Annotated in this window: 16 protein-coding genes and 1 riboswitch; of the genes, 7 read left to right on the forward strand and 9 right to left on the reverse strand. The window is 72.2% G+C overall.

Going from position 1 to position 21,745, the window contains the following annotated elements:
* Positions 1-14 precede the first annotated feature (14 nt).
* From E2C06_RS11020 to E2C06_RS11030, 3 genes are all read right to left on the reverse strand, one after another.
* Positions 15-2,930 (reverse strand): PAS-domain containing protein, encoded by a 2,916-nt coding sequence (locus tag E2C06_RS11020; protein WP_133288652.1) that lies wholly within the window; start codon positions 2,928-2,930, stop codon positions 15-17.
* A 3-nt stretch (positions 2,931-2,933) separates the two neighbouring features.
* On the reverse strand, positions 2,934-4,031 hold the full coding sequence (locus tag E2C06_RS11025; RefSeq protein WP_133288653.1) for a TRAP transporter substrate-binding protein: 1,098 nt from the start codon (positions 4,029-4,031) through the stop codon (positions 2,934-2,936).
* A 192-nt stretch (positions 4,032-4,223) separates the two neighbouring features.
* Complete coding sequence (locus E2C06_RS11030; protein WP_165982327.1) at positions 4,224-5,222, reverse strand: isopenicillin N synthase family dioxygenase; 999 nt, start codon at positions 5,220-5,222, stop codon at positions 4,224-4,226.
* Positions 5,223-5,359: 137 nt separating this feature from the next.
* Between E2C06_RS11030 and E2C06_RS11035 the strand changes: the two genes are divergently transcribed.
* Entirely contained in the window at positions 5,360-7,135 is a 1,776-nt protein-coding gene (locus E2C06_RS11035) for an ABC transporter transmembrane domain-containing protein (protein WP_133288655.1), read from the forward strand.
* A gap of 60 nt (positions 7,136-7,195) precedes the next feature.
* Positions 7,196-8,977 (forward strand): NAD(P)-binding domain-containing protein, encoded by a 1,782-nt coding sequence (locus tag E2C06_RS11040; RefSeq protein ID WP_206664509.1) that lies wholly within the window; start codon positions 7,196-7,198, stop codon positions 8,975-8,977.
* Here the strand turns inward: E2C06_RS11040 and E2C06_RS11045 are convergent.
* The 3 genes from E2C06_RS11045 to E2C06_RS11055 are packed head-to-tail and all read right to left on the reverse strand — an operon-like array spanning position 8,943 to position 10,949.
* Complete coding sequence (locus tag E2C06_RS11045; RefSeq protein ID WP_133288656.1) at positions 8,943-9,440, reverse strand: CYTH domain-containing protein; 498 nt, start codon at positions 9,438-9,440, stop codon at positions 8,943-8,945. The two genes, E2C06_RS11040 and E2C06_RS11045, sit on opposite strands and share 35 nt — an antisense overlap.
* Before the next feature lie 17 nt (positions 9,441-9,457).
* Positions 9,458-10,060, reverse strand: coding sequence for a hypothetical protein (locus tag E2C06_RS11050; protein WP_133288657.1), 603 nt, complete (start codon positions 10,058-10,060; stop codon positions 9,458-9,460).
* Between the two features lie 28 nt (positions 10,061-10,088).
* Positions 10,089-10,949: an alpha/beta fold hydrolase gene (locus tag E2C06_RS11055; RefSeq protein WP_133288658.1), complete on the reverse strand. Its 861-nt coding sequence runs from the start codon at positions 10,947-10,949 to the stop codon at positions 10,089-10,091.
* 80 nt (positions 10,950-11,029) lie between these two features.
* On the opposite strand from E2C06_RS11055, the gene E2C06_RS11060 reads away from it, so the two are divergent.
* On the forward strand, positions 11,030-11,911 hold the full coding sequence (locus tag E2C06_RS11060; protein ID WP_133288659.1) for an NAD(P)-dependent oxidoreductase: 882 nt from the start codon (positions 11,030-11,032) through the stop codon (positions 11,909-11,911).
* A 144-nt stretch (positions 11,912-12,055) separates the two neighbouring features.
* Here E2C06_RS11060 and E2C06_RS11065 read toward each other — a convergent pair whose 3' ends face one another.
* Positions 12,056-13,480 carry an MFS transporter gene (locus E2C06_RS11065; RefSeq protein WP_133288660.1) on the reverse strand — a complete coding sequence of 475 codons (1,425 nt, stop codon included), beginning with the start codon at positions 13,478-13,480 and terminating at the stop codon, positions 12,056-12,058.
* Positions 13,481-13,630: 150 nt separating this feature from the next.
* A complete protein-coding gene (locus E2C06_RS11070) occupies positions 13,631-14,599 on the reverse strand; it encodes a Bug family tripartite tricarboxylate transporter substrate binding protein (RefSeq protein ID WP_133288661.1) in 969 nt (322 codons plus the stop codon).
* Between the two features lie 295 nt (positions 14,600-14,894).
* Here E2C06_RS11070 and E2C06_RS11075 point away from each other — a divergent pair, with 295 nt between their 5' ends.
* The 3 genes from E2C06_RS11075 to dxs are packed head-to-tail and all read left to right on the forward strand — an operon-like array spanning position 14,895 to position 18,018.
* On the forward strand, positions 14,895-15,170 hold the full coding sequence (locus E2C06_RS11075) for an exodeoxyribonuclease VII small subunit (RefSeq protein ID WP_133288676.1): 276 nt from the start codon (positions 14,895-14,897) through the stop codon (positions 15,168-15,170).
* A gap of 13 nt (positions 15,171-15,183) precedes the next feature.
* On the forward strand, positions 15,184-16,095 hold the full coding sequence (locus tag E2C06_RS11080) for a polyprenyl synthetase family protein (protein ID WP_370451430.1): 912 nt from the start codon (positions 15,184-15,186) through the stop codon (positions 16,093-16,095).
* Entirely contained in the window at positions 16,096-18,018 is a 1,923-nt protein-coding gene (gene dxs / locus E2C06_RS11085; protein WP_133288663.1) for a 1-deoxy-D-xylulose-5-phosphate synthase, read from the forward strand.
* 140 nt (positions 18,019-18,158) lie between these two features.
* On the opposite strand, the gene metE is transcribed toward dxs, so the two are convergent.
* Positions 18,159-20,477 carry a 5-methyltetrahydropteroyltriglutamate--homocysteine S-methyltransferase gene (metE, locus tag E2C06_RS11090; RefSeq protein ID WP_133288664.1) on the reverse strand — a complete coding sequence of 773 codons (2,319 nt, stop codon included), beginning with the start codon at positions 20,475-20,477 and terminating at the stop codon, positions 18,159-18,161.
* Between the two features lie 57 nt (positions 20,478-20,534).
* Positions 20,535-20,752, reverse strand: a riboswitch (cobalamin riboswitch).
* 124 nt (positions 20,753-20,876) lie between these two features.
* Between metE and E2C06_RS11095 the strand changes: the two genes are divergently transcribed.
* The gene (locus tag E2C06_RS11095; protein WP_133288665.1) at positions 20,877-21,635 is read left to right on the forward strand and encodes a TlyA family RNA methyltransferase; all 759 of its coding nucleotides are present in this window, start codon (positions 20,877-20,879) and stop codon (positions 21,633-21,635) included.
* Positions 21,636-21,745: the final 110 nt, after the last annotated feature.

Consider the following 21,745-nt stretch of genomic DNA (forward strand, 5'->3'; position numbering starts at 1 on the left):
GGCCGAGGGGAATTTCAGCCGGCGACCGCCACCTCGGCCTCCGGCGGCTCGCCGGCCGGTACCTCCAGCGCCGCGATCGAGTCCGCGGCGATCTCCAGCAGCACGCCGCGCAGTTGCAGCATCGCTTCCGGCGGCAGCCGCCGCGCCTCGGCCTGGAATTGCCGCGCCGCGGCGGTCAGCCGCATCGCGCCGAGCGTCGCCGCGGCGCCGGCCAGGCGGTGCGCCGCCGGGATCATGTGATCGGGAAGGTCGGCCTCGGTCCCGGCCAGCTGCGCCGCCGCCTCGCGCATCTCGCGGACGAACTCGCCGGCCAGGCTGCGCGCCGCCTCGGGGTCGAGGCCCGGCACCACCAGCGCCGCGCCGGCGCGGCGGCTCAGCAGCGCGATGTGGTCGAAGCTCCCGGCGGCGGGGGGCGGCGGCGCCGCGTCCGGCGGCGGCGCATCGCCGGTCAGCCGGCCGAGCGCCGCGATCAGCGCCTCGCGCTCGATCGGCTTGGCGAGGTGCGCGTCCATCCCCGCCTCGCGGCAGGCGGCGATGTCCTCGGTGAAGGCGCTGGCGGTTACCGCCAGGATCGGCACGCGGGCGGCCGGGCCGGGCAGGGTGCGGATCAGGCGCGTTGCCTCCATGCCGTCGAGGTTCGGCATCATCACGTCCATCAGGACGACGTCGAAGGCCATGTCCTCCGGCGCCTCCTGGACGGCGCGGACCGCCAGCGCGCCGTCGGCGACGCAGTGCACCCGGTGGCCGGCCGATTCCAGCAGCGCCCGCGCCACCGCCAGGTTGGCAGGCACGTCGTCCGCCACCAGCACGTTCAGCGCCCGGCGCGGCCCGGCGGCCGGCGCCGGCCGCGCCGGCATGGCGGCCGCCGCCGGGCGCAGCGCCAGCTCGACCCAGAAGGTGGCGCCCTGGCCGCCGGGCGACCGGATATTGGCCTCGCAGCCGATGCGCCCGCCCATCTGCTCGGCGATGCCGGCGGCGATCGCCAGTCCCAGCCCGGTGCCGCCCGCCTTGCCGCGGTCAAGCTGGACGAAGTCGCCGAATATGGCGCGGCGCTGCGCCTCCGGCACGCCGGGGCCGGTATCCCGCACCTCGATCCGCAGCGGCACCGGCCCGTCGGCATCTGCCGCGCCGAGCGGCCCTGCCGCCAGTTCCACCCGGCCGCCGTCGGGGGTGAATTTCACCGCGTTGGACAGCAGGTTGAGCACCATCTGCCGCATCCGGGTCTGGTCGGTCTCGAGCGTCCGCGGCAGGTCCGCGGCAAGCTCGAGGGCGACCACCACCGACTTGTCGTCGGCCGCCGGGCGCACCAGGGTCGCGCAGTCGCGCAGCAGGGCCGCGAGATCCACCGGCGCGAGGCGCAGCTCCAGCCGCCCCGCCTCGACCTTGGCCAGGTCGAGCACGTCGTTGGCGACGGCGACCAGGTGCCGGCCGGCGGCTTCCAGCGTCTCCGCCTGCGACCGCTGCGCGCCGGACAGCGCGGGGTCCCGCGCCAGCACCTGGGCCAGGCCGAGCACGCCGTTCAGCGGCGTCCGCAACTCGTGGCTCATCCGCGCCAGGAAGCGCGACTTCGCCTCGGTCGTCGCGGCCGCGGCGTCGCGCGCCTGGGCCAGGTCGGCCATGGCGTGCTTCAGCGCGGTGATGTCGGTGCGGATGCCGACCGTGCCGCCGCCGGGCGTACTGCGCTCGGTCACCAGCACCCAGCGGCCATCCGGCAGCAGCCGCTCGATGCTGGGGTAGTCGCCGCGGTGCCAGGCCTTGATCTCGGCGACGAAGCCTTCGATGTCGTCGCCGGCCTGCGGATACTGGCCGCGGCGCGCGCCCTCGCGGATGATGTCCTCGAACCGCGCGCCGGGCACGATGAAGGGCGCGCTGACCGCGTAGAAGTCGCGGTAGCGCTGGTTGCAGATCACCAGCCGGTCCTCGGCGTCGAACATGACCAAGCCGTCGGGCAGGCTCTCGATCGCGCTCTCCAGCACGCTGCGGGCGGCGGCGCGCTCGGCCTCGATCCGCTCGCGCTGGCGCAGCGCGAGGTTCAGCGCCAGGCCCAATGCGCCGATCAGGCAGGCGGAGCCGAGCGCCACGATCAGCAGCCGGCGGCGATCCTGTTCATAGGTCGCGTAGGCGGCCCCGGTCTCGAGGCTGGCGACCACCAGGATGTCCCGGTAGAGCATCGGCCGCGCCGCGGCGAAGACCGGCACAGTGGCGATCCGGCCCGGGATCTCGGCCGCGGCGCCGTCCTGCGGCAGGCTCGCCGCGCTGCGCGACAGCGGCCGGCCGATCTGCGTCTCGTCATGCGGCAGGCTGGCCAGCAGCTGGGCATCCGCCCGCTCGACCGAGAGCCGCAGCCCGGGCACCTCGCCGAGCGGCGAGAGCATGGTGGCGAGAAGCGCGACCGGGACCTCTGCCGCCGTCACCAGCGGCTCGATGCCCGGCAGGTCCAGGCTGCGGAGGAAGAACAGCGTCCACTCGCCGGTCTGGGCATTGCGGACCGGCCCGCTGATCACCGCGGTGCCGGTGTTGCGCGCTTCCGCGAGCCGGGCGGGGTCGATCGGCGAGGTCCGGTTGCGCGACCCGGCCAGGGCGCTGGCCCAGGGCCGGCCATCTGCGCGCAGGATGATGAGGTCGCGGAAATTGAGGTTCTGGAAATTCAGGTCGCGCAGCATCCGGCTTGCGGCGCCGCGGTCGACCGTCCCGTCGCGGGCGATCTGCCCGAGCACCTGGGGCAGTCCGGCCAGCGTCCCGTCGATCGACAGGAAATGCCGGTTGACCGTGCCCTCGGCCACCCGGGCGGCGCGCTGGACCAGCTGGACCGCGGTGGTGCGGGCGGTGTCCCGCAGGCGGTCCAGCAGCAGGGTGGTGCCGCCGGCGATCGTCAGCAGGACCAGCCCGCAGGCGAGCGAGACGGCCAGGCGAAGCCGGCGAGCCTGCATGCGTCAGTCTGCCCTGGCCCAGATGCCCCGGGCCTGCGCCATGATCCCGTTCCAGGTCTCGGCGCAGTCGCTGCCGCAGCGCTGCACCCAGGCCGGCAGCACGGAGTCGGTGAACAATTGCTGGCGGCGGGCGCGGTCCTGCGGCCGGTCCTCGACGATCGTCATCCGCCCCCTGGCGCCGGCCGAGCAGTCCGGCCTGCCGGCATTGCAGCGCAGCCCGTCCTCGGTCTCCTGTTGGGCGCCGCGCCAGATATCCTCCTGTAGCTGGGCCAGGCCCCCGGTGATGGCGGTGCGGGCCTCCCCCGGCAGCGCCATCCAGGCGCGCTCGTTCGCGCCGAAGATGGCGACGCCCCAGCTGATCGCCACGCGGGAGACATGCGTCGTCACCTCGTGCAGCCCGATCGCATTGCCCGACAGCGTGCCGGTGACGGCGCATTGCACGACGTTGGCGCGCAACGCGGGGACGATCTCGGCGAAGGGGGTGACGACCGGGACGGCACCGAGCGCCTCGATCAGCTCCCCCTGGCCGACCGAGGAGACCCGCACCCGGCGGCCGGTCAGGTCGCTGAGGCCGGTGAAGGCCTGCTCGCAGAAGACCACCTGCGAGGGATAGGTATAGACCGCCAGCAGCCGGATGCCGTAGCGCTCGCGCAGCAGCGTCTCGATCCGCGGCCGCCAGAGCGACACGGTCTGCCGCAGGCTGGCGATGTCGGGGTTCAGCATCGGCAGGTCGATGGCGTTCAGCTCCGGCTCGTCCGCCGCGGCGAGCGCCAGCAGGACGGTCCCGAACGGGACCACGCCGAGCCGCATCAGCTGCAGCATCTCCTGGCCGCGGATGCCGCTGCGGTCGAAGGGGGCGATCTCGGCGCGGACCCGGCCATTGGTCAGGCCCGGGACCCTGTCGGTCCAGAAAGGCGCCTCGTAGCGGACATACTGGCTGATCGAGGCGAGGCCGCCGACCACCTTGATCTGGATCGGCGGCGGGCCCTCGGCCGCGGCCGGCGGGGCGCCGGGGAGGCCGGCAAGGAGGCCGGCCACCAGCAGCGGGCGGAGGCGCGCCGGGAGGCGACGGGCCAGTCGTTCCAGACGTTGAGCGAGCATGCCTGTCATCCGTTCCGGTCCGGCGCGCGGGAACCCGCGCATCCGACCGCAAAGAGCTTCGAGTAATTTGTAAACTTATAGTTTCTTTTTGCCGTCGCCGGAACAACACATACATGAAAAAGCATCCCGGTTGGCTAGGATCTTCCCCTTTCTCGAGTTTTGCCGCCGTCGCCATCCCGCGACGGCCCCGCGTCAGGCGCCCTGCAGCGCCACCCCCGCCGCCGCCTGGCCGCGCTGGCCGTAGTTCGCGCCGGAATACTCGCCCATGAACTCCGGATAGGTGAAGGGCGGGTAGCGTGGCGGGTTGTCCGGGGTGACGCAGGTCGGGATCGGCGCCATCACCGCGTCGTAGGAGCAGTCCATGAAGAAGGGGATGGCGTAGCGTTCCTGGCCCGAGCGGTTGGTCACCCGGTGCGGGGTCGCCAGGAAGGCATGGTTCGTCCAGCGCCGCAGCATCATGCCGCCATTCACCAGGAAGGCGCCCTCCGGCGCCGGCGCGTCGATCCAGCGCCCGTCCGGCAGCCGCAGCGACAGGCCCGGCACCTTGTTCTGCGCCAGGATGGTCATGAAGGAGGTGTCGGCATGCGGCGCCAGTCCCCATTCATCGGCCGGCGCGGTGGGTTCCTGCTGCGGGTAATGGGTCATCCGCAGGGTGAACATCGGCTCGCGGAACTTGTCATCGAACCAGTCGGCCGGCAGGCCGAGGGCGGCGGCATAGATCGGCACCAGACGGCGGCCGAGCGCCTCCATCGCCGCGGCATAGTCGAGCGCCGCCTCGCGGAAGCCCGGCAGGTCCGTGGGCCAGCGGTTAAGGCCGCGGAAGCGCTTGCCCGCCAGCACGTCCGGGTGGTCCGGCGGCAGCTCGCGCTTGAAGAAGACCGCCTCGTTGGCATTGGGCGGCTTGATGCCGTCGACCGCGTTCATCCGCGTGGTGTTGCCGCGGAAGGGCAGGTAGCCCTGGTTGTTCGAATCGAAGGGCAGCGCCAGCTTGGCCTCCAGCGGCTGGGCATGGAAGCGCGCGGCGGCGTCGAAGGCCGCCTGCACCAGCGCCTCCGGCACCCCGGTGTTGCGGACGAAATAGAAGCCCACCTCGGTGAAGGCGCGGCGCAGCCGGGCGCCGAGGTCGTCGAGCGCCCCGGGCGTGCCGCGCAACAGCGGGGCGAGGTCGAGGACGGGGATCTCGTCGGCCATGATCTGCTTCCCTGACGGCATGGCCGGGAAGCCTAGGCGGGGATCGCGCCCTGGCCAACCATCCCGTGGGGGGGCGGCGGTTGCCGTGCGGCCGGGGGCCGGTCCAGTGTGGCAGCGAAGCGGGCAGGGGGATCTGGGTGGCAGCGGCGAGGGAACAACACGACACGCCGCCCCGGATCACCGCGCTGCGCCGGCTGCTGCCCTACCTGGCGCCCTATCGCGGCCGGGTGCTGCTGGCCGCCGTGGCGCTGCTGCTGGCCTCCGGCCTGGTGCTCGGCCTCGGCCAGGGGGTGCGGCACCTGGTCGACGAGGGCTTCGCCGCCGGCAGCGCAGCGGCGCTCGACCGCACCGCGCTGGTGCTGTTCGGCGTGGTCGCGGCGCTGGCGACTGCCACCTGCGCGCGGTTCTGGCTGGTCTCCTGGCTCGGCGAGCGGGTGGCGGGCGACCTCAGGCGGCAGGTCTTCGACCATGTGCTCGGCCTGTCGCAATCCTGGTTCGAGACGGCGCGAACCGGCGACATCCTGTCGCGCCTGACCGCCGACGTGACCCTGCTGCAATCGCTGATCGGCTCCGCCGTCTCGATGGGCCTGCGCAACGTGCTGACCGGGATCGGCGCCTTCGGCATGCTGCTGGTGACCAGCCCGAAGCTGGCCGGCATCGTCGCCCTGGTGGTGCCGCTGGTGGTGGCGCCGCTGGTGCTGTTCGGCCGGCGGGAGAAGCGGCTGTCGCGCGCGGCGCAGGAACGCATCGCCGACCTCGGCGACCTGGCCGAGGAGACGCTGGCCGGGCTGCGGACCGTGCAGGCCTTCACGCACGAGCCGGTGGACCGCGCCCGCTTCGCCGCGCGGGTCGAGGGCTCGGTCGCCGCCGCGGTGCGGCGGATCAACAGCCGGTCGCTGCTGATCCTGATGGTGATCCTGCTGGGCTTCGGCGCCATCACCTTCAGCCTCTGGGTCGGCGGGCGGGACGTGGTAGCCGGGCGGATGACCGGCGGGGAACTGGCCGCCTTCGTGCTCTATGCGGTGATGCTGGCCTCCTCCGGCGCCTCGCTGTCCGAGGTCTGGGGCGAGATCCAGCGCGCCGCCGGCGCCGCCGAGCGGATCTTCGACCTGCTGGAGGTGCCGCCCGCGATCGCCGCGCCGGCCGCGCCCGCCCTGCTGCCGAGCCCCGCGCGCGGGCGGATCGCCTTCGAGGAGGTCCGCTTCGAATACCCGACGCGGCCGGGCCATGCGGCGCTCGATGGCTTCTCCCTGGTGGTGGAGCCGGGCGAGACGGTGGCGCTGGTCGGGCCCTCCGGCGCCGGCAAGACCACGGTGCTGCAATTGCTGCTGCGCTTCTACGACCCGCAATCGGGGCGGGTGACGCTGGACGGCGTCGATATCCGCACCGTCGATCCGGCCCAGCTGCGGGCGCGGCTCGGCCTGGTGCCGCAGGACCCGATCGTCTTCAGCGCCGACGCGGTCGAGAACATCCGCTTCGGCCGGCCGGAGGCGAGCGAGGCGGAGGTGCGCGCGGCGGCCGCGGCCGCGGCGGCGGACCGCTTTCTCGATGCCCTGCCGCTGGGCTTCTCGACCTTCCTCGGCAGCAAGGGGGTGATGCTGTCGGGCGGGCAGCGGCAGCGGCTGGCGATCGCCCGGGCCATCCTGCGCGATCCCGCGGTGCTGCTGCTGGACGAGGCGACCAGCGCGCTCGATGCCGAGAGCGAGCAGGCGGTGCAGCAGGCCCTGGCCGTGGCATCCTCAGGCCGGACCACGCTGGTGGTGGCGCATCGGCTGGCGACGGTGCGGCGGGCGGATCGCATCGTGGTGATGGAGGCCGGGCGGATCGTCGCCAGCGGCCGGCACGAGGCGCTGGTGCGGGAGGGCGGGCTCTACGGCCGGCTGGCGGCGCTGCAATTCGGCATCGAGGCCTGATTTGCCGGGCCGCCGCGGCCTCCGTTAGGCTGCGGCAAGTCCAGGACAAGCAACAGGCCAATGACCACAGACACGCTCGCCATGCAGGACCTCGATCCCGGCCGCATCACTGCCGATTGGCTCAGCCGCTTCGGCGCGGCGCTCGGAGCCCGCGACGCGGCACGGCTCGGCGCGCTGTTCCGCCCGGACGGGCATTGGCGCGACATCATCGGCCTGCGCTGGACCATCGCCACCACCAGCGGCCGCGAGGCGGTGGCGCCGGCCCTGCTGCAGGCCGCGCTCGGTGCCGGGCTGCGCGACCTCGCCATCGACCCCGACCGCTGCCCGCCGCGGCTGGTGGAGCGCGCCGGCGAGCCCTGCATCGAGGCGATCCTGATGTTCCGCACCGCGGCGGGGCAGGGCGCCGGGCTGTTGCGCATCCAGTGCGCCGACGCGGCGGAGGACCCGCCGCAGGCCTGGACGCTGCTGACCGCGCTGCAGTCGATCGCCGGGCACGACGAGGCGACGATCCGCGACGCACGGGAGGAGCCGGCCTTCGAGCGCGACTTCGAGGGTCCCAATTGGCTCGACCGGCGGCGCGAGTCCGCCCGCTATGCCGACCGCGACCCGGCGGCGCTGGTCGTCGGCGGCGGCCATGCCGGCGTCACCGCCGCGGCGGCGCTCGGTGCCCTCGGGGTGGAGGCGCTGGTGGTCGACCGCATGGCCCGCATCGGCGACAACTGGCGGCTGCGCTATCGCGGGCTGAAGCTGCACAACCAGGTGCACAGCAACCACTTCCCCTACCTGCCCTTCCCGAAGACCTGGCCGCACTACATCCCGAAGGACAAGATCGCCAACTGGATCGAGTTCTACGTCGAGGCCATGGAGATCGACTTCTGGACCCGGACCAGCTTCGAAGGCGCCAGCTGGGATGCCGCGGGCGGCTGCTGGAACGCGCGGCTGCGCCTGGCCGACGGCTCGGAACGCGTCATGCGCCCGCGCCACGTCGTCATGGCCACCAGCGTCAGCGGCACGCCGCACATCCCGGAGATCCCGACGCTCGACCGCTTCGCCGGGCAGGTGGTGCATTCCAGCGGCTTCAGGGACGGCGCCGCCTGGCGCGGCAAGCCGGTGCTGGTCTTCGGCACCGGCACCAGCGCGCACGACATCGCCCAGGACCTGCACGGCAACGGCGCGCAGGTCACCATGGTGCAGCGCAGCCCGACGCTGATCGTCAATGTCGAGCCGAGCGCGCAGCTCTATGACGGGGTCTATTACGGCCGCGGCCCGACGCTCGAGGACCGCGACCTGATCAACACCTCCTTCCCCGTGCCGGTGATGAAGCGGGCGCACCGGCTGCTGACGGACAAGGCGCGGGAATACGACGCGCCCCTGCTCTCGGCGCTGGAGCGGGTCGGCTTCCGGCTCGACTTCGGCGAGGACGGCACCGGCTGGCCGTTGAAGTACCGGACGCGCGGCGGCGGCTACTACTTCAACGTCGGCTGTTCCGACCTGGTCGCCAGCGGCGCCATCGGCCTGGCGCAGTACCAGGACATCGAGGAATTCACCCCGGCCGGCCCGCGGATGAAGGACGGCCGGGTGCTGGAGGCCGGGCTGGTGGTGCTGGCCACCGGCTACAAGGGCCAGGACCACCTGGTCGGCACGCTGTTCGGGCCGGAGGTCGCGGCGCGGGTCGGCAAGGTCTGGGGGTTCGATGCGGCGCAGGAGCTGCGCAACATGTGGATGCGCACGCCGCAGCCCGGCCTCTGGTTCACCGGCGGGTCCTTCGCGCAGTGCCGGATGTACTCGAAATACCTGGCGATGCAGGTCAAGGCGACGGAGCTGGGCCTGGTCCAGGCATAGCCGCGGCGCGGGCGAGGGCGTTGTTCTGGTAGCGCCCGTCGCCGGTGACCTCCTGCCCTGCCCAGCCGGGCCGGGCGAAGGGCTGGTCGGCCGAGGCCAGCTCGACCTCGGCCAGCACCAGCCCGGCGAGGTGGCCGGCGAAGACGTCGACCTCCCAGACCAGCCCGCCATGGGCGACCCGGGTGCGGGTCTTTTCCAGCACCGGCGGGATGCAGAGCGCGGCCAGCATCGCCTCGGCATCCTCGGCCGGGATGGGATATTCGAACTCGGCCCGGCTCAGCAGGCCGGGACCCTTGATGGTCAGAAAGCCATCCTTCCCGGCCAGCCGCACCCGCACCACGGGTGCCTCCGGCGCCCCGCCATTCGGCAGGTAGCCCTGGCGCAGCCGCAGCCCGGGGCCGAGCGCTGTGGCGCGCCAGCCATCCCCGGCGACCAGGAATTTCCGTTCGATCTCGGTCGGCATGGCGTGAGGCGTCCCGGTCAGGCGCGGATCCAGGTCTCGGAGAAGGCCAGCATCGCCGTGCTGATCCGCTGCCCCACGACCTCCCGCGGCACCGGCCTGCCGGGCAGGACGCGGCCGTCGAGCTCGATCGTGGCGCTGTCGCAGCCGACGAAGACGCTCGGCATGGAGTGCCGGCCGGTGGAGGACCGCTCCGGCGGATGCGCGAAGCAGAAGGGCTTGCCGAGGCCGCTCCAGCCCAGCCGCACGGTGGTGCCGCCGGCGCGAATCACCTCGGCATAGGCGGTGATCGCGTCGCCCTCGGTCGTGACGCTGTCGATCGCTCGGAAGCGCAGCCCTTCCAGCCCCGGCAGGCCGCGCCAGGCGGCGAAGTGGGCGACGTATCCGGCGATCAGCCAGCGGGCCAGGGGTTCGTTGTCGGTCAGGCAGACATTGCCCGGCGCGCCCGCCTGCTGCGGCGATTCCAGCAGCACCAGCGCATGGCCGCGGCCATGCGGGGAGAGCACGACACGGAAGAAGCTGGCCAGCGCGGTGAAGGGGCCGTCGGGGTCGGCCTTCAGCGAGATGCCCGGATTCTCGCCGGACCATTCCACCACTCCGGGAAACAGCATCGTCTCGGCCATGGAAAGCCTCCTCCTGCCCTGCAGCGGGCTATCCTGCCACGAAAGCCAGGATCTCGCCGAACAGCCGCTCCGGCGCGTCCACCCGCATGGAATGGCTCGACTCCGCCACGATCACCAGGCGGGAGCCGGGCATGAGCGCATGGATCTCCTCGGAGAACTCGGGCGGGCAGATCCAGTCGAGCGCCCCGGCCAGGATCAGCGTCGGCGCGGCGATCCGCGCCAGTTCCGGCCGCAGGTCGAAACGCCGCAGGAAGCCGTCCGGTTTGAAGGCGCGGTTCAGCGCTTCCGGGCTGTGGATGGCCCGCGCCAGGCCGTCCTCCGACTTCGCCGGGTCGTGCTTCGCGGCGTAGAGCGGGCCCATGACGCGGTAGTATCGCTTGAGCTCCGCCTCGTCCTCGAAGCCGCCCGACCAGACCTTGGCGCAGATCGCCTGCTGCGCGGGGGTGCCGCGCTCCGCCAGGATCTGCTGCGCGCGCGGGATGAAGCCGCCATGCGCGGCGGTGACCACCAGCACGAGATGGGAGACCGCCTCCGGGTAGCGCGCCGCATGCGCCATGGCGACCATGCCGCCATAGCTGGTGCCGATGGAGACGATCGGCGCGCCGCCGAGATGCCGGCGCAGCGCCTCCATGTCCTCGACATTCTCATCGAGGGTCCAGCGGTCCGGATCGCCGCGGGCCGAGCGCCCCTGGCCGCGATGGTCGAAATAGACCACCTGCATCGCCTGCGTCAGCGCCGCATAGCCCGGCTTGAACCCGGTATGGTCGCCGCCGGGCCCGCCATGGATGGCGAAGGCGACGGGCCTCTCGCGCATCGCCGGCCCGTCGGGGACGAGGCCGGGGCCGTCGATGTCGAAATAGATCTCGGTGTCGCGGATCGCGGCGCGCATGGGTCCTGGCCCTCCGCCCGCATGGTTCACGCGCCGCCCCGGCTGGGCAAGACTGGCCGGAGCGCAGGGAAGGAATTGTCATGGACCAGGTGGTGGGCGTCATCGGCCTCGGCATCATGGGCGGCGCCATGGCGCGCAACCTGAAGGAGGCCGGCTGGCGCGTGGTGGGCTATGACACCGATGCCGGCCGCTGCGACGCGTTGGCCGGGGCGGGGATCGACATCGCGGCGGATGCCGCCGCGGTGGCCCGGGCGGCGCCGCTGCTGCTCTGCAGCCTGCCGAAACCGGCGGCGCTGGCCACGACCGCCGCGGCGATCGCCGCTTCCGGCCTGCCGCCCCGCACGCTGGTCGAGACCAGCACCTTCACGCTCGAGGACAAGCAGGCGGCGGAGGCGGTGCTGCGCGCCGCCGGCCACACGATGCTCGACTGCCCGCTCTCGGGCACCGGGGCGCAGGCGGTGACCCGCGACATCGTGGTCTATGCCAGCGGCGAGGCCTCGGCGATCGAGGCGCTCGGGCCCTGCTTCGCCGGCTTCGCCCGCGCCGCGCACAATCTCGGCGCCTTCGGCAACGGCACGCGGATGAAGTTCGTCGCCAACCTGCTGGTCGCCATCCACAACCTGGCCGCGGCCGAGGCGATGGTGCTGGCGGAGAAGGCCGGGCTCGACCCGGCGCAGGTGGTGGGGCTGGTCGCCAGCGGCGTCGGCACCTCCCGCGTCTTCGAATTGCGGGCGCCGATGATGGCGGCGAAGCACTACGCGCCGCCGACCATGCGGAACGCCATGTGGTCGAAGGACCTGGCCGTCATCGGCGAATTTGCTGCCGCGCTGGAATGCCCGGTGCCGCTGTTCAGCGCGGTGCTGCCGCTGCATGCGGCGACGCTCGCCGCGGGGCATGGCGGGGAGGATACCGCGGCGATCCATGCGGTGCTCGCGCGGATGGCCGGGTTGGCGGAGAAGTAGGCAAGGCCGGGGAGAAGGTATTCTCCCCCGGACCCCCTCATCTATTTCTGTAAGTCCGGCATCCTCCGCGTGACGAGTGCCGACTCACAAAAAGGAAGGGTGGGGTTTGGGAAGGGAATGCTTTTCCTCCCCAACCTTCCTTCGTCACACGTGGATCCCGTCGAGATCCTTGCCCGCATTCTCCGGGCTCCAGATCCACACCACCGCCGCCTGGAACAGCATCACCACCGGGATCAGCAGGAAGGCGAGGTGGAAGCTGCCGGTCGCCTCGCGGATCCAGACCGACACGAAAGGCCACAGCACGTAGCCGATGAAGAAGCCGATGGCCCAGGAGAAGCCATTGCCGACGCCACGGATGCGGGTCGGATACATCTCGGCCGTGTAGGTCGTCGCCGGCCCCCAGACTCCGAGGAAGCCGATGCTCCAGAGCAGGCCGTAGACCCAGAGCGCGGTATGGCTTTCGGCATAGATCCACAGCGTCAGGAAGAGCGCGCCCTGCGCCAGCATCAGCACGAAGCCGAGCCGCCGTCCCAGCAAGTCGGCGATCCAGCCGGCGCCGGCGATGCCGACCACGCCGATCAGCCCCCAGGCGACGTAGAAGCTGCCGTACTCCGCCGCCGACCAGCCATGCGCCTCCTTCAGGAACAACGGCATCCAGAGCCCGACGGTGGAGAAGGCGATCAGGTTGGTCACCGCGACGAAGGTGGCGAGGATGGTGTTGCGCCGCATGTCCGGCAGGAAGAGCTGCCGCACGCCGACCTTGTCGGCCTTGCTGAACCAGGCGCGGTCCTCGGCGCTCAGCGCCTGGCCCGCGGCGAGCTCCGCCCGGATGCGCCGCTTGCGGTCGGTGGTGCGCACCCAGTAGGGCGATTCGGGACACAGGAAGCGCACGTAGACCGCCAGCAGCGCAACCACCGCCGGCATCACGAAGGCGGCGCGCCAGCCCCAGTTCTGCACGACGACCGCGGTGATGGTGCCGGCCAGCGCGGCACCGACGCCCCAGGCGGCGCGGTCCGAGCAGACGATGCGGGCGCGCAGCCGGGCCGGCCAGGTCTCGGCGACCAGCATCGAGCCGATCGCCCATTCGCCGTTCAGCGCGAAGCGGACGATGGCATAGGCGGCGACGAAGAAGCCCCAGGTCGGGGCGAGCGCCACCAGCGGCATCATCAGCGAGAACATGGCGATGTTGATCGCCAGCAGCGTCCGCCGGCCGTATTTGTCGGCCAGCCAGGGCCAGAGATAGAGCCCGACGATGCCGACCAGCATGGCGATCTGCACGCCGGTGCGGTACTCGGGCAACGACACCGCGAACTCCGCCATCACCATCGGCGCGACGAGCGAGAAGATCGCCCCGTCCATGCCGTCGAACCCCCAACCGAGGCCATTGGCCCAGGCGATGTGCCAGTGCGTGCTGGTCAGCTTCTCCTGCTGCGCGGCGTTGCGGTAGGCGGCGGAGCGGAGGTGCTTTTCCTCCAACGGGCCGCCGGAGGTCAGCGGCGGTGCATCGCCTGCGTATAATTCGCCAGCTAACGGTTGGGCCGGACGGCCCCCGATCGCGGTCGAGCTCATGGACCTTTTCCCTCCTTGGTTCCGGCTTGCGTGTTCACGCTTGGCCGCGGGGCATGGCCCCGCGGTTCGGTTCCAGTCGTTCAGGGCGGTCTACCGCCGCCCTGGGGTCATGCTGCGCCGGGAGGCGAGCCGGCCGCAAGAATGCAGTTGTCAGTCCACCGAGGCGCCCGAGGCCCGGATGATGGGTATCCACAGCGCCAGTTGCTGGTCCCAGAAGCCGCCAAGCGCTGCACTCCCATCCGGCCGCGGCTCCACCCCGGCGGCCTCGAGCCGCGCCGCCTGCGCCTTCACCGCGGCGATCGTCGCCGCTTCCAGCCGGGCCAGCACCGGCGCCGGCGTCGCCGCATGGGCGAAGACGCCGTGCCAATTGTAGGTCTCGTAGCCCGGCAGCCCGGCCTCGGCGGCGGTCGGGATCTCCGGCAAGGCGGCGCTGCGGCTGGCGGTGGTGACCGCGAGCGCGCGGACCTGGCCGCCGCGGATCGCCGGGATCACGCTGGCCATGGTGTCCACCATCATGTCCACCGTGCCGGCCAGCAGGTCGGCGAAGGCGGGGCCGGAGCCGCGATAGGGCACGTGCGTTGCCTCCGCTCCCGCCATGCTGGCCAGCAGGTGGGCCGAGAGATGGGTGATCGTCCCGGTGCCGGAGGAGGCATAGGTGATCCGCCCCGGCCGCTGCCGCATCAGCGCCAGCAGCTCCGGCAGGGTCTGCGCCGGAACCCTCGGGTTCACCATGACGACGTTCGGCAGAGTGCCGACCAGCGCCACCGGGGCGAAGGCGCGGCGCACATCGAAGGACAGGGTGCGGTAGAGCCCGGCATTCAGCACGGCCGAGGAGAGCGTGTGGAAGGCGATGGTCGCGCCGTCCGGCGGCGCCGCCAGCACGGCCTCCGAGCCGATTACCCCGCCGGAGCCGCCGCGGTTGTCCACCACCACCGTCTGGCCCAGCGCCTCCTGCAGGCCCTGCGCGGTGATCCGGGCGACCACGTCGGCCGAGCCACCCGGGGCAAAGGGAACCACCATGCGGATCGGCCGCCCGGGCTCGCCCTGGGCCAGGGCCGGCCGCGCGGCCAGCAGGGAGGGGACGGCGCCCAGCAGGACACGGCGCGGCAGGGCTGGCATGAGGGGTCTCCGGTTCGTTGCTAACAGGCTAGGCGGCACTGGCGGCGAAAGGAACCGCGGCGGCTGGCTCCTCCAGGGGGTACCGGCCGCCCCCGCAGTCCTGCGCGGACCATCCGCAACGGTTCCCTTGGGATCGCCGCAACCCACGCTGCAACCTTGATATTCCGGCCTGCCGGACTGTCACGCGGAGGCCACGGAGGCGAGGATTGCACCGCCCGCACCGGCCGCCGGGACGCCCGGCATTTGGCCCCGGCGGCGCCGGATGTATGATGGCCCCTTGAGTCAGGAGACCCGTATGGGAGAGGGGCGGGCCCAGCCCGGCGGTACAGGTGGGGACACCACGGCACAGCGCCCGCTGGCCGGCATGTCCTTCGAGGACGCGCTGCAGGAACTGGAAGAGATCGTGCGGTCGCTGGAAGGGGGCAAAGGCAGCCTTGCCCAGGCCATCGCCGACTACGAACGCGGCGCCGCCCTGCGGCAGCATTGCGAGCGCAAGCTGGCCGAGGCCGAGGCGAAGGTGCAGGCCATCGTCGAAGGGCCCGGCGGCCCGACCCTGCGCGATGTCGAATGAGGTTTCCTGAGCGATGACGACGATGACCGACGCGCCCCCGCTGGCGCGCGCCATGGCGGAGGCTGCCGCCGAGATCGACCAGGCGCTCGACATCCTGCTGCCGGCCGCCGAGGGGCCGGAGGCGCCCCTTTTCGCGGCCATGCGCTACGCCGTGATCGGCGGGGGCAAGCGGCTGCGCGGCTTCCTGGTGCTGGAAGGGGCGCGGCAGTTCAGCGTCTCCCGCCAGGCGGCGCTCAGGGTCGCGGCGGCGGTCGAGATGGTGCACGCCTATTCCCTGGTGCATGACGACCTGCCGGCGATGGACGACGACGACCTGCGCCGCGGCAAGCCCACCGTGCACAAGGCCTGGGACGAGGCGACCGCGATCCTTGCAGGCGACGCGCTGCAGTCCCACGCCTTCACCGTGCTGGCCGAGGAGGCCACCCATCCGGATCCGGCGGTGCGGGTCGAGCTGGTGCGCTGCCTGTCGAAGGCGGCGGGTCCCCGCGGCATGTGCGGCGGCCAGATGATCGACATGCTGGCCGAGCAGTCCGGCGGCCAGATGGACGAGATGGCGGTCGGCCGGCTGCAGACGCTGAAGACCGGCAAGCTGATCGAGTTCTCCGCCGAGGCCGGCGCGGTGCTCGGCAAGGCGCCGACGCCGCAGCGGCATGCGCTGCTGGCTTATGGCCGCGACCTCGGCGCCGCCTTCCAGATCGCCGACGACCTGCTGGATGCGACGGCCTCCGCCGAGGAAACCGGCAAGGCGACCGGCAAGGATGCCGCCGCCGGCAAGGCCACGCTGGTCAGCCTGCTGGGCCTGGAACGGGCCCGGCTGCAGGCGGAGCGCCTGGTCGCCCAGGCCAAGGATCACCTTGACGGCTTCGGCGAGAGGGGCGACCTCTTGCGGATGCTAGCAGATTTCACGATCGAGCGGAGGAGCTGAATGTCCGTCCCCCCCTCCACTCCGCTCCTCGACCGGGTGCGCATCCCCGCCGAGATGCGCAATTTCTCGACCGACCAGCTCAAGCAGCTGGCCGATGAGCTGCGGGCCGAGACGATCCATGCGGTCAGCCAGACCGGCGGGCATCTCGGCGCCTCGCTCGGCGTGGTCGAGCTCACGGTCGCCGTCCATGCGGTCTTCGAGACGCCGCGCGACCGGCTGATCTGGGATGTCGGCCACCAGGCCTATCCGCACAAGATCCTGACCGGACGGCGCGACCGCATCCGCACGCTGCGGACCGGCGGCGGTCTGTCCGGCTTCACCCGGCGGTCCGAGAGCGAGTACGATCCCTTCGGCGCGGCGCATTCCTCCACCTCGATCTCTTCCGGGCTCGGCATGGCGGTGGCCAGCGACCTGCAGGGCGATCCGCGCAACGTCATCGCCGTGATCGGCGACGGGGCGATGAGCGCGGGCATGGCCTACGAGGCCATGAACAATGCCGGCGCCAACAAGTCGCGCCTCATCGTGGTGCTGAACGACAACGACATGTCGATCGCGCCGCCGGTGGGCGCGATGAGCGCCTACCTGTCGAAGGTCGTCTCCTCCCGCCCCTTCATCTCGGTGCGCGAGATGATGGCGAAGCTGGCGCGGCACTTCCCCGGGCCGCTCGAGCGCGCCGCCAAGCGGGCGGACGAATATGCCCGCGGCCTGCTGACCGGCGGGACCTTGTTCGAGGAGCTGGGCTTCTACTACGTCGGCCCGATCGACGGGCACGACCTCGAGCATCTGCTGCCGGTGCTGCGCAACCTGCGCGACACGGAAATGCAGGGGCCGATGCTGCTGCACGTGGTGACCAAGAAGGGCAAGGGCTATGCCCCGGCCGAGGCCAGCGCCGACAAGTACCACGGCGTGGTCAAGTTCAACGTCATCACCGGCGAGCAGGTGAAGGCCCCGCCCGGCCCGCCGAGCTACACCAAGGTCTTCTCCAACGCGCTGATCGCCGAGGCCGAGGCCGACGAGCGGATCGTGGCGATCAACGCGGCGATGCCCTCGGGCACCGGGCTCGACGCCTTCGCCAAGAAGTTCCCGCGCCGCAGTTTCGACGTCGGCATCGCCGAGCAGCATGCGGTGACCTTCGCCGCCGGTATGGCGACCGAGGGCATGAAGCCCTTCTGCGCGATCTACTCGACCTTTCTGCAGCGCGGCTACGACCAGGTCGTGCACGACGTGGTGCTGCAGAAGCTGCCCGTGCGTTTCGCCATCGACCGCGCCGGCCTGGTCGGCGCCGATGGCGCGACCCATGCCGGCAGCTTCGACATCGCCTATCTCGGCTGCCTGCCGGACATCGTGCTGATGGCCGCAAGCGACGAGCTCGAGCTGATGCACATGGTGGCGACCTCGGCGGCCATCGACGACCGTCCCAGCGCCTTCCGCTACCCGCGCGGCGAGGGGCTCGGGCTCGAGCTGCCGAAGCGCGGCACGCCGCTCGAGATCGGGAAGGGGCGGATCATCAAGGAAGGCACTTCGGTCGCCATCCTGTCCTATGGCACGCGCCTGCAGGAATGCCTGAAGGCGGCCGAGGAGCTGGGCGCGCGCGGCCTGTCCACCACCGTCGCCGATGCCCGCTTCGCCAAGCCGCTGGATACGGATCTGGTCGAGCGCCTGGCGCGCGAGCACGAGGTGCTGATCACCATCGAGGAAGGCTCGGTCGGTGGCTTCGGCAGCTTCGTGCTGCATCACCTGGCGCTGCGCGGCATGCTGGATGCCGGGCTGAAGGTGCGGCCGATGTGCCTGCCGGACCGCTTCCTCGACCACGACAACCCGAAGAAGCAGTACGACGAGGCCGGGCTGAACGCGGCGCAGATCGTCGCCATGGCGGTCGGGGCGCTGGGCTCCTCCTCCGCAGCGGCGCCGGCACGGGCGTAGCAAGGCCGGGGAGAAGGTAGTCTCCCCGGACCCCTCATCTATTTCTCTGAGTCTCGCACTCGCCGCGTGGCGGGTCCCGACTCACAAAGGGGAAGGGTAGGGCTTGGGGAGGGAACGCCTGTTTCCCTCCCCGATCTTTTTTACGGCTGCACCAGCTCCGCCCGCAGCGTGCGCGCCGCCTGCACCAGGTTGGCGATGGCCGGCCTCACCTCCGCCCAGGCCCGCGTCTTGCAGCCGCAATCCGGGTTCAGCCAGAGCCGCTCCGCCGGCAGGTGCCGCATCGCGCGGCGGAACAGCCCGGCCATCTCCTCGGCCGGCGGCACGCGAGGGCTGTGGATGTCCCAGACCCCCGGTCCGATCCCGTTCGGATAGGCGAAGCCCTCGAAGGCCGCCAGCAGCTCCATACGGCTCCGCGTCGTCTCGATCGAGATGACATCGGCATCCATGGCGGCGATCGCCGCCATGATGTCGCCGAACTCCGCGTAGCACATGTGGGTATGGACCTGCGTTTCGTCCCGCACCCCGGCGGCGGCGAGACGGAAGCAGCCCACCGCCCAGTGCAGGTAGTCCGCATGCTCCGCGCGGCGCAGTGGCAGGCCCTCGCGGAAGGCTGGCTCGTCGATCTGGACGATGGCGATCCCCGCCGCCTCCAACTCCAGGACCTCGTCGCGGATCGCCAGGGCGATCTGCCGGCAGGCCGTCTCGCGCGCGATGTCCTCCCGCACGAAGGACCATTGCAGCATGGTGACCGGCCCGGTCAGCATGCCCTTCACCGGGCGCGCGGTGAGCGACTGGGCATGGGTGGTCCAGTCCAGCGTCATCGGCGCGGGGCGGGAGACGTCGCCCCAGAGGATGGGCGGTGCGACGCAGCGGCTGCCATAGGACTGCACCCAGCCATGCCGGGTGAAGGCATAGCCCGCCATCTGCTCGGCGAAGTACTTGACCATGTCGTTGCGCTCGAACTCGCCATGCACCGGCACGTCGACCCCGGCCTCCTCCTGCCAGCGCACCGCCTCGGCGATCAGCCGGCGCATCGTCGCGGCATACTCCGTGGCGCTGGTCTCGCCGCGGGCGAGGCGGGCGCGCGCCTGCCGCACCTCCGCGGTCTGCGGCAGCGAGCCGATGGTGGTGACGGGCAGCGGCGGCAGGCCGAGCCGCGCCTGCTGCCGCGCGGCCCGCTGCGGGTAGGGGCTGGCGCGCTGCTCCATCGCCGGCGTCGCCGCGGCGAGACGTGCGGAGACCGCCGGGTCGGCGGCGCCGGCGCGGAGGGCGGCCAGGGCCGCGGCGCTCTCGGCGAAGGCGGTGCGCGCGACGCCCTCGCCCTCGTCCACGGCGCGGGCCAGCAGCGCCACCTCGGCCAGCTTCTCCTCGGCGAAGGCCAGCGCGTTGCGCAGCACCGGCGGCAGCGCGGTTTCGCCGCGCAGGCTGTGCGGCACGTGCAGCAGCGAGCACGAGGGCGCGACCATCAGCCGCCGCGTGCCGCCCGGCCGGGCTGCCGCCTGCTGCGCCAGGGCGAAGGCGGCGCGCAGGTCGCGGCGCCAGACGTTGCGGCCGTCGATCAGGCCGAGCGAGAGCCATTGCTCCGGCCGCAGCGCCTCCAGCGCCGGCGCCAGCTGCTCCGGCGCGCGGACCAGGTCGACATGCAGGCCATCCAGCGGCAGCCCGCAGGCCAGGCCGAGGTTGTCGCCGAGCCCGCCGAAATAGCTGGCGAGCAGCAGGCGCAGCCCCGGCGCGGCCTCGGCCAGGTGGCGGTAGGCGAGGGCGAAGGCCGCGGCGCCGCCGGCGGGCAGGTCGGTGACCAGGCAGGGCTCGTCGAGCTGCACCCAGCAGGCGCCGGCCTCGGCGATGCCGCGCAGCGCCGCGGCATAGGCGGGCAGCAGGGCCGGCAGCAGGGCGAGCGGATCGCTGCCATCCGTGGGCTTGGCCAGCAGCAGGAAGGAGACCGGCCCGAGCAGCACCGGCCGAGTGCGGCAGCCCGCCGCCAGGCCTTCCCGCACCGCCTCAGCCCAGGGGTTCTCGGCCAGGTGGAAGCGCGCGCCGGGCGCGATCGGCGGGACGAGGTAGTGGTAGTTGGTGTCGAACCACTTCGTCATCTCGAGCGCCGGGGCGTCGGGCGCGATCCCGGCGGCCTGCTCGGCCGCGCTGCCGCGGGCGCCGCGCGCCAGGGCGAAGCGGGTGGCGAGCGAGGCCGGGCCCTCACCGGACCAGCCATAGCCCGGCGGGATGGCGCCGAAGGCGCAGGCGGTGTCGAGCACATGGTCGTAGAGCGCGAACTCGCCGGACGGGATGTGCGAGATGCCGGCGCCCTGCTGCGAACGGCGGCTGGCGGCGCGCAGCGCCCCGGCGGCGCGGCGGAGGTCGTCCTCCGTGCTGCGCCCGGCCCAGAAGGCTTCGAGGGCGGTCTTGAGCTCGCGGCGGGGCCCGATCCGGGGGAAGCCGAGATTGGCGGCGATGGTCATGCGTCATGCACTCCGCCCCCGGTGCACCCAGCCCGGCGGTAGGGTTGCGGCGCCCCTCTGGGGTCGCCGATGCCGGCAGGTCTCCTGGCTCGCGGGTCGCCGCCGCCGGCCCGGCCTTCCCGCGCGGTCGCCCGCGCAGTGGCCTGCCCCCGAAAGGGCGTGGGACCGGCGGCTCACCGCCGACAGTTGCTGGGGCAGCCACCGACTGGGCGGAGCGCGCCGCACGGTGTTCCCTTTTCACCCGCTCGCGCGGGACCGACATGACATAAAGATATGTGCATACTAGAGGGAGGGCAATCTTCATCGGGTCACGCTGCCGGGAAGTTGGCCGCCCAGGCGCGGCGATTTTCATGGCCAGCGCGATTCCCCACTTGGCTTCCCCGCGCTAGAAGCGCGGCCATGCCGGATCAAAAGGAACCGCGTGCCGCGGGCAAGGCCCGTGCCGACCAGTTGCTGGTCGATCGCGGCCTCGTCGAAAGCCGGACCCGCGCGCAGGCGCTGATCATGGCCGGCAAGGTCTTTTCCGATACGCGGCGGATCGACAAGGCGGGGCAGGTGCTGGAAGCCGGCGCGCCGCTGGAGGTGCGCGGCCAGGACCACCCCTGGGTATCCCGCGGCGGGGTGAAGCTGGCGCATGCGATCGCGCATTTCGGCCTTTCGCCCGAGGACTTGGTCTGCATCGATGTCGGCGCCTCGACCGGCGGCTTCACCGACGTGCTGCTGCACCACGGCGCGGCCAGGGTCTTCGCGGTCGATGTCGGGCATGGCCAGCTGGCCTGGAAGCTGCGCAACGACCCGCGGGTGGTGGTGATGGAACGGGTGAATGCCCGCTACCTCGACACCCTGCCGGAGCCGCCGGCGGTGCTGGTCTGCGATGCCAGCTTCATCGGCCTCGGCACGGTGCTGCCGGCGCCGCTCGGGCTGGTGGTGCCGGGCGGCTGGGCGGTGGCGCTGATCAAGCCGCAATTCGAGGTCGGTCCGGCCATCGCCAAGGGCGGCGTGGTGCGCGACGCGAACGTCCACCGCCAAGTCTGCCACCGCGTCTCGGACTGGTGGGCCGGGCTGCCGGGTTGGCAGGTGCTGGGGGTGGAGCCCAGTCCGCTGCTGGGGCCGGAGGGCAACCGCGAGTTCCTGATCGCCGCGCGGAAGGCCGCCTGATACCGTCTCCGGGTGATTGGCTCGCGGTGAGGGCGCTTCCCACTGGCACGGTCGTGGGTGGTAGCCTGCTCTGCCCTGTCAGGGAGCGGTGCCATGGCGCGGATCGTCGA

Source organism: Dankookia rubra (assembly GCF_004355005.1).
In the GTDB taxonomy this organism is placed as follows: Bacteria; Pseudomonadota; Alphaproteobacteria; order Acetobacterales; family Acetobacteraceae; genus Paracraurococcus; species Paracraurococcus ruber_A.

Excerpts from the sequence above, each read along its gene's own strand:
- E2C06_RS11020 (WP_133288652.1), bottom strand. The coding sequence starts at position 2,930 with ATGCAGGCTCGCCGGCTTCGCCTGGCCGTCTCGCTCGCCTGCGGGCTG.
- E2C06_RS11025 (WP_133288653.1), bottom strand. The coding sequence starts at position 4,031 with ATGCTCGCTCAACGTCTGGAACGACTGGCCCGTCGCCTCCCGGCGCGC.
- E2C06_RS11030 (WP_165982327.1), bottom strand. The coding sequence starts at position 5,222 with ATGGCCGACGAGATCCCCGTCCTCGACCTCGCCCCGCTGTTGCGCGGC.
- E2C06_RS11040 (WP_206664509.1), top strand. The coding sequence starts at position 7,196 with ATGACCACAGACACGCTCGCCATGCAGGACCTCGATCCCGGCCGCATC.
- E2C06_RS11045 (WP_133288656.1), bottom strand. The coding sequence starts at position 9,440 with ATGCCGACCGAGATCGAACGGAAATTCCTGGTCGCCGGGGATGGCTGG.
- E2C06_RS11050 (WP_133288657.1), bottom strand. The coding sequence starts at position 10,060 with ATGGCCGAGACGATGCTGTTTCCCGGAGTGGTGGAATGGTCCGGCGAG.
- E2C06_RS11055 (WP_133288658.1), bottom strand. The coding sequence starts at position 10,949 with ATGCGCGCCGCGATCCGCGACACCGAGATCTATTTCGACATCGACGGC.
- E2C06_RS11060 (WP_133288659.1), top strand. The coding sequence starts at position 11,030 with ATGGACCAGGTGGTGGGCGTCATCGGCCTCGGCATCATGGGCGGCGCC.
- E2C06_RS11065 (WP_133288660.1), bottom strand. The coding sequence starts at position 13,480 with ATGAGCTCGACCGCGATCGGGGGCCGTCCGGCCCAACCGTTAGCTGGC.
- E2C06_RS11070 (WP_133288661.1), bottom strand. The coding sequence starts at position 14,599 with ATGCCAGCCCTGCCGCGCCGTGTCCTGCTGGGCGCCGTCCCCTCCCTG.
- E2C06_RS11075 (WP_133288676.1), top strand. The coding sequence starts at position 14,895 with ATGGGAGAGGGGCGGGCCCAGCCCGGCGGTACAGGTGGGGACACCACG.
- E2C06_RS11080 (WP_370451430.1), top strand. The coding sequence starts at position 15,184 with ATGACGACGATGACCGACGCGCCCCCGCTGGCGCGCGCCATGGCGGAG.
- dxs (WP_133288663.1), top strand. The coding sequence starts at position 16,096 with ATGTCCGTCCCCCCCTCCACTCCGCTCCTCGACCGGGTGCGCATCCCC.
- metE (WP_133288664.1), bottom strand. The coding sequence starts at position 20,477 with ATGACCATCGCCGCCAATCTCGGCTTCCCCCGGATCGGGCCCCGCCGC.
- E2C06_RS11095 (WP_133288665.1), top strand. The coding sequence starts at position 20,877 with ATGCCGGATCAAAAGGAACCGCGTGCCGCGGGCAAGGCCCGTGCCGAC.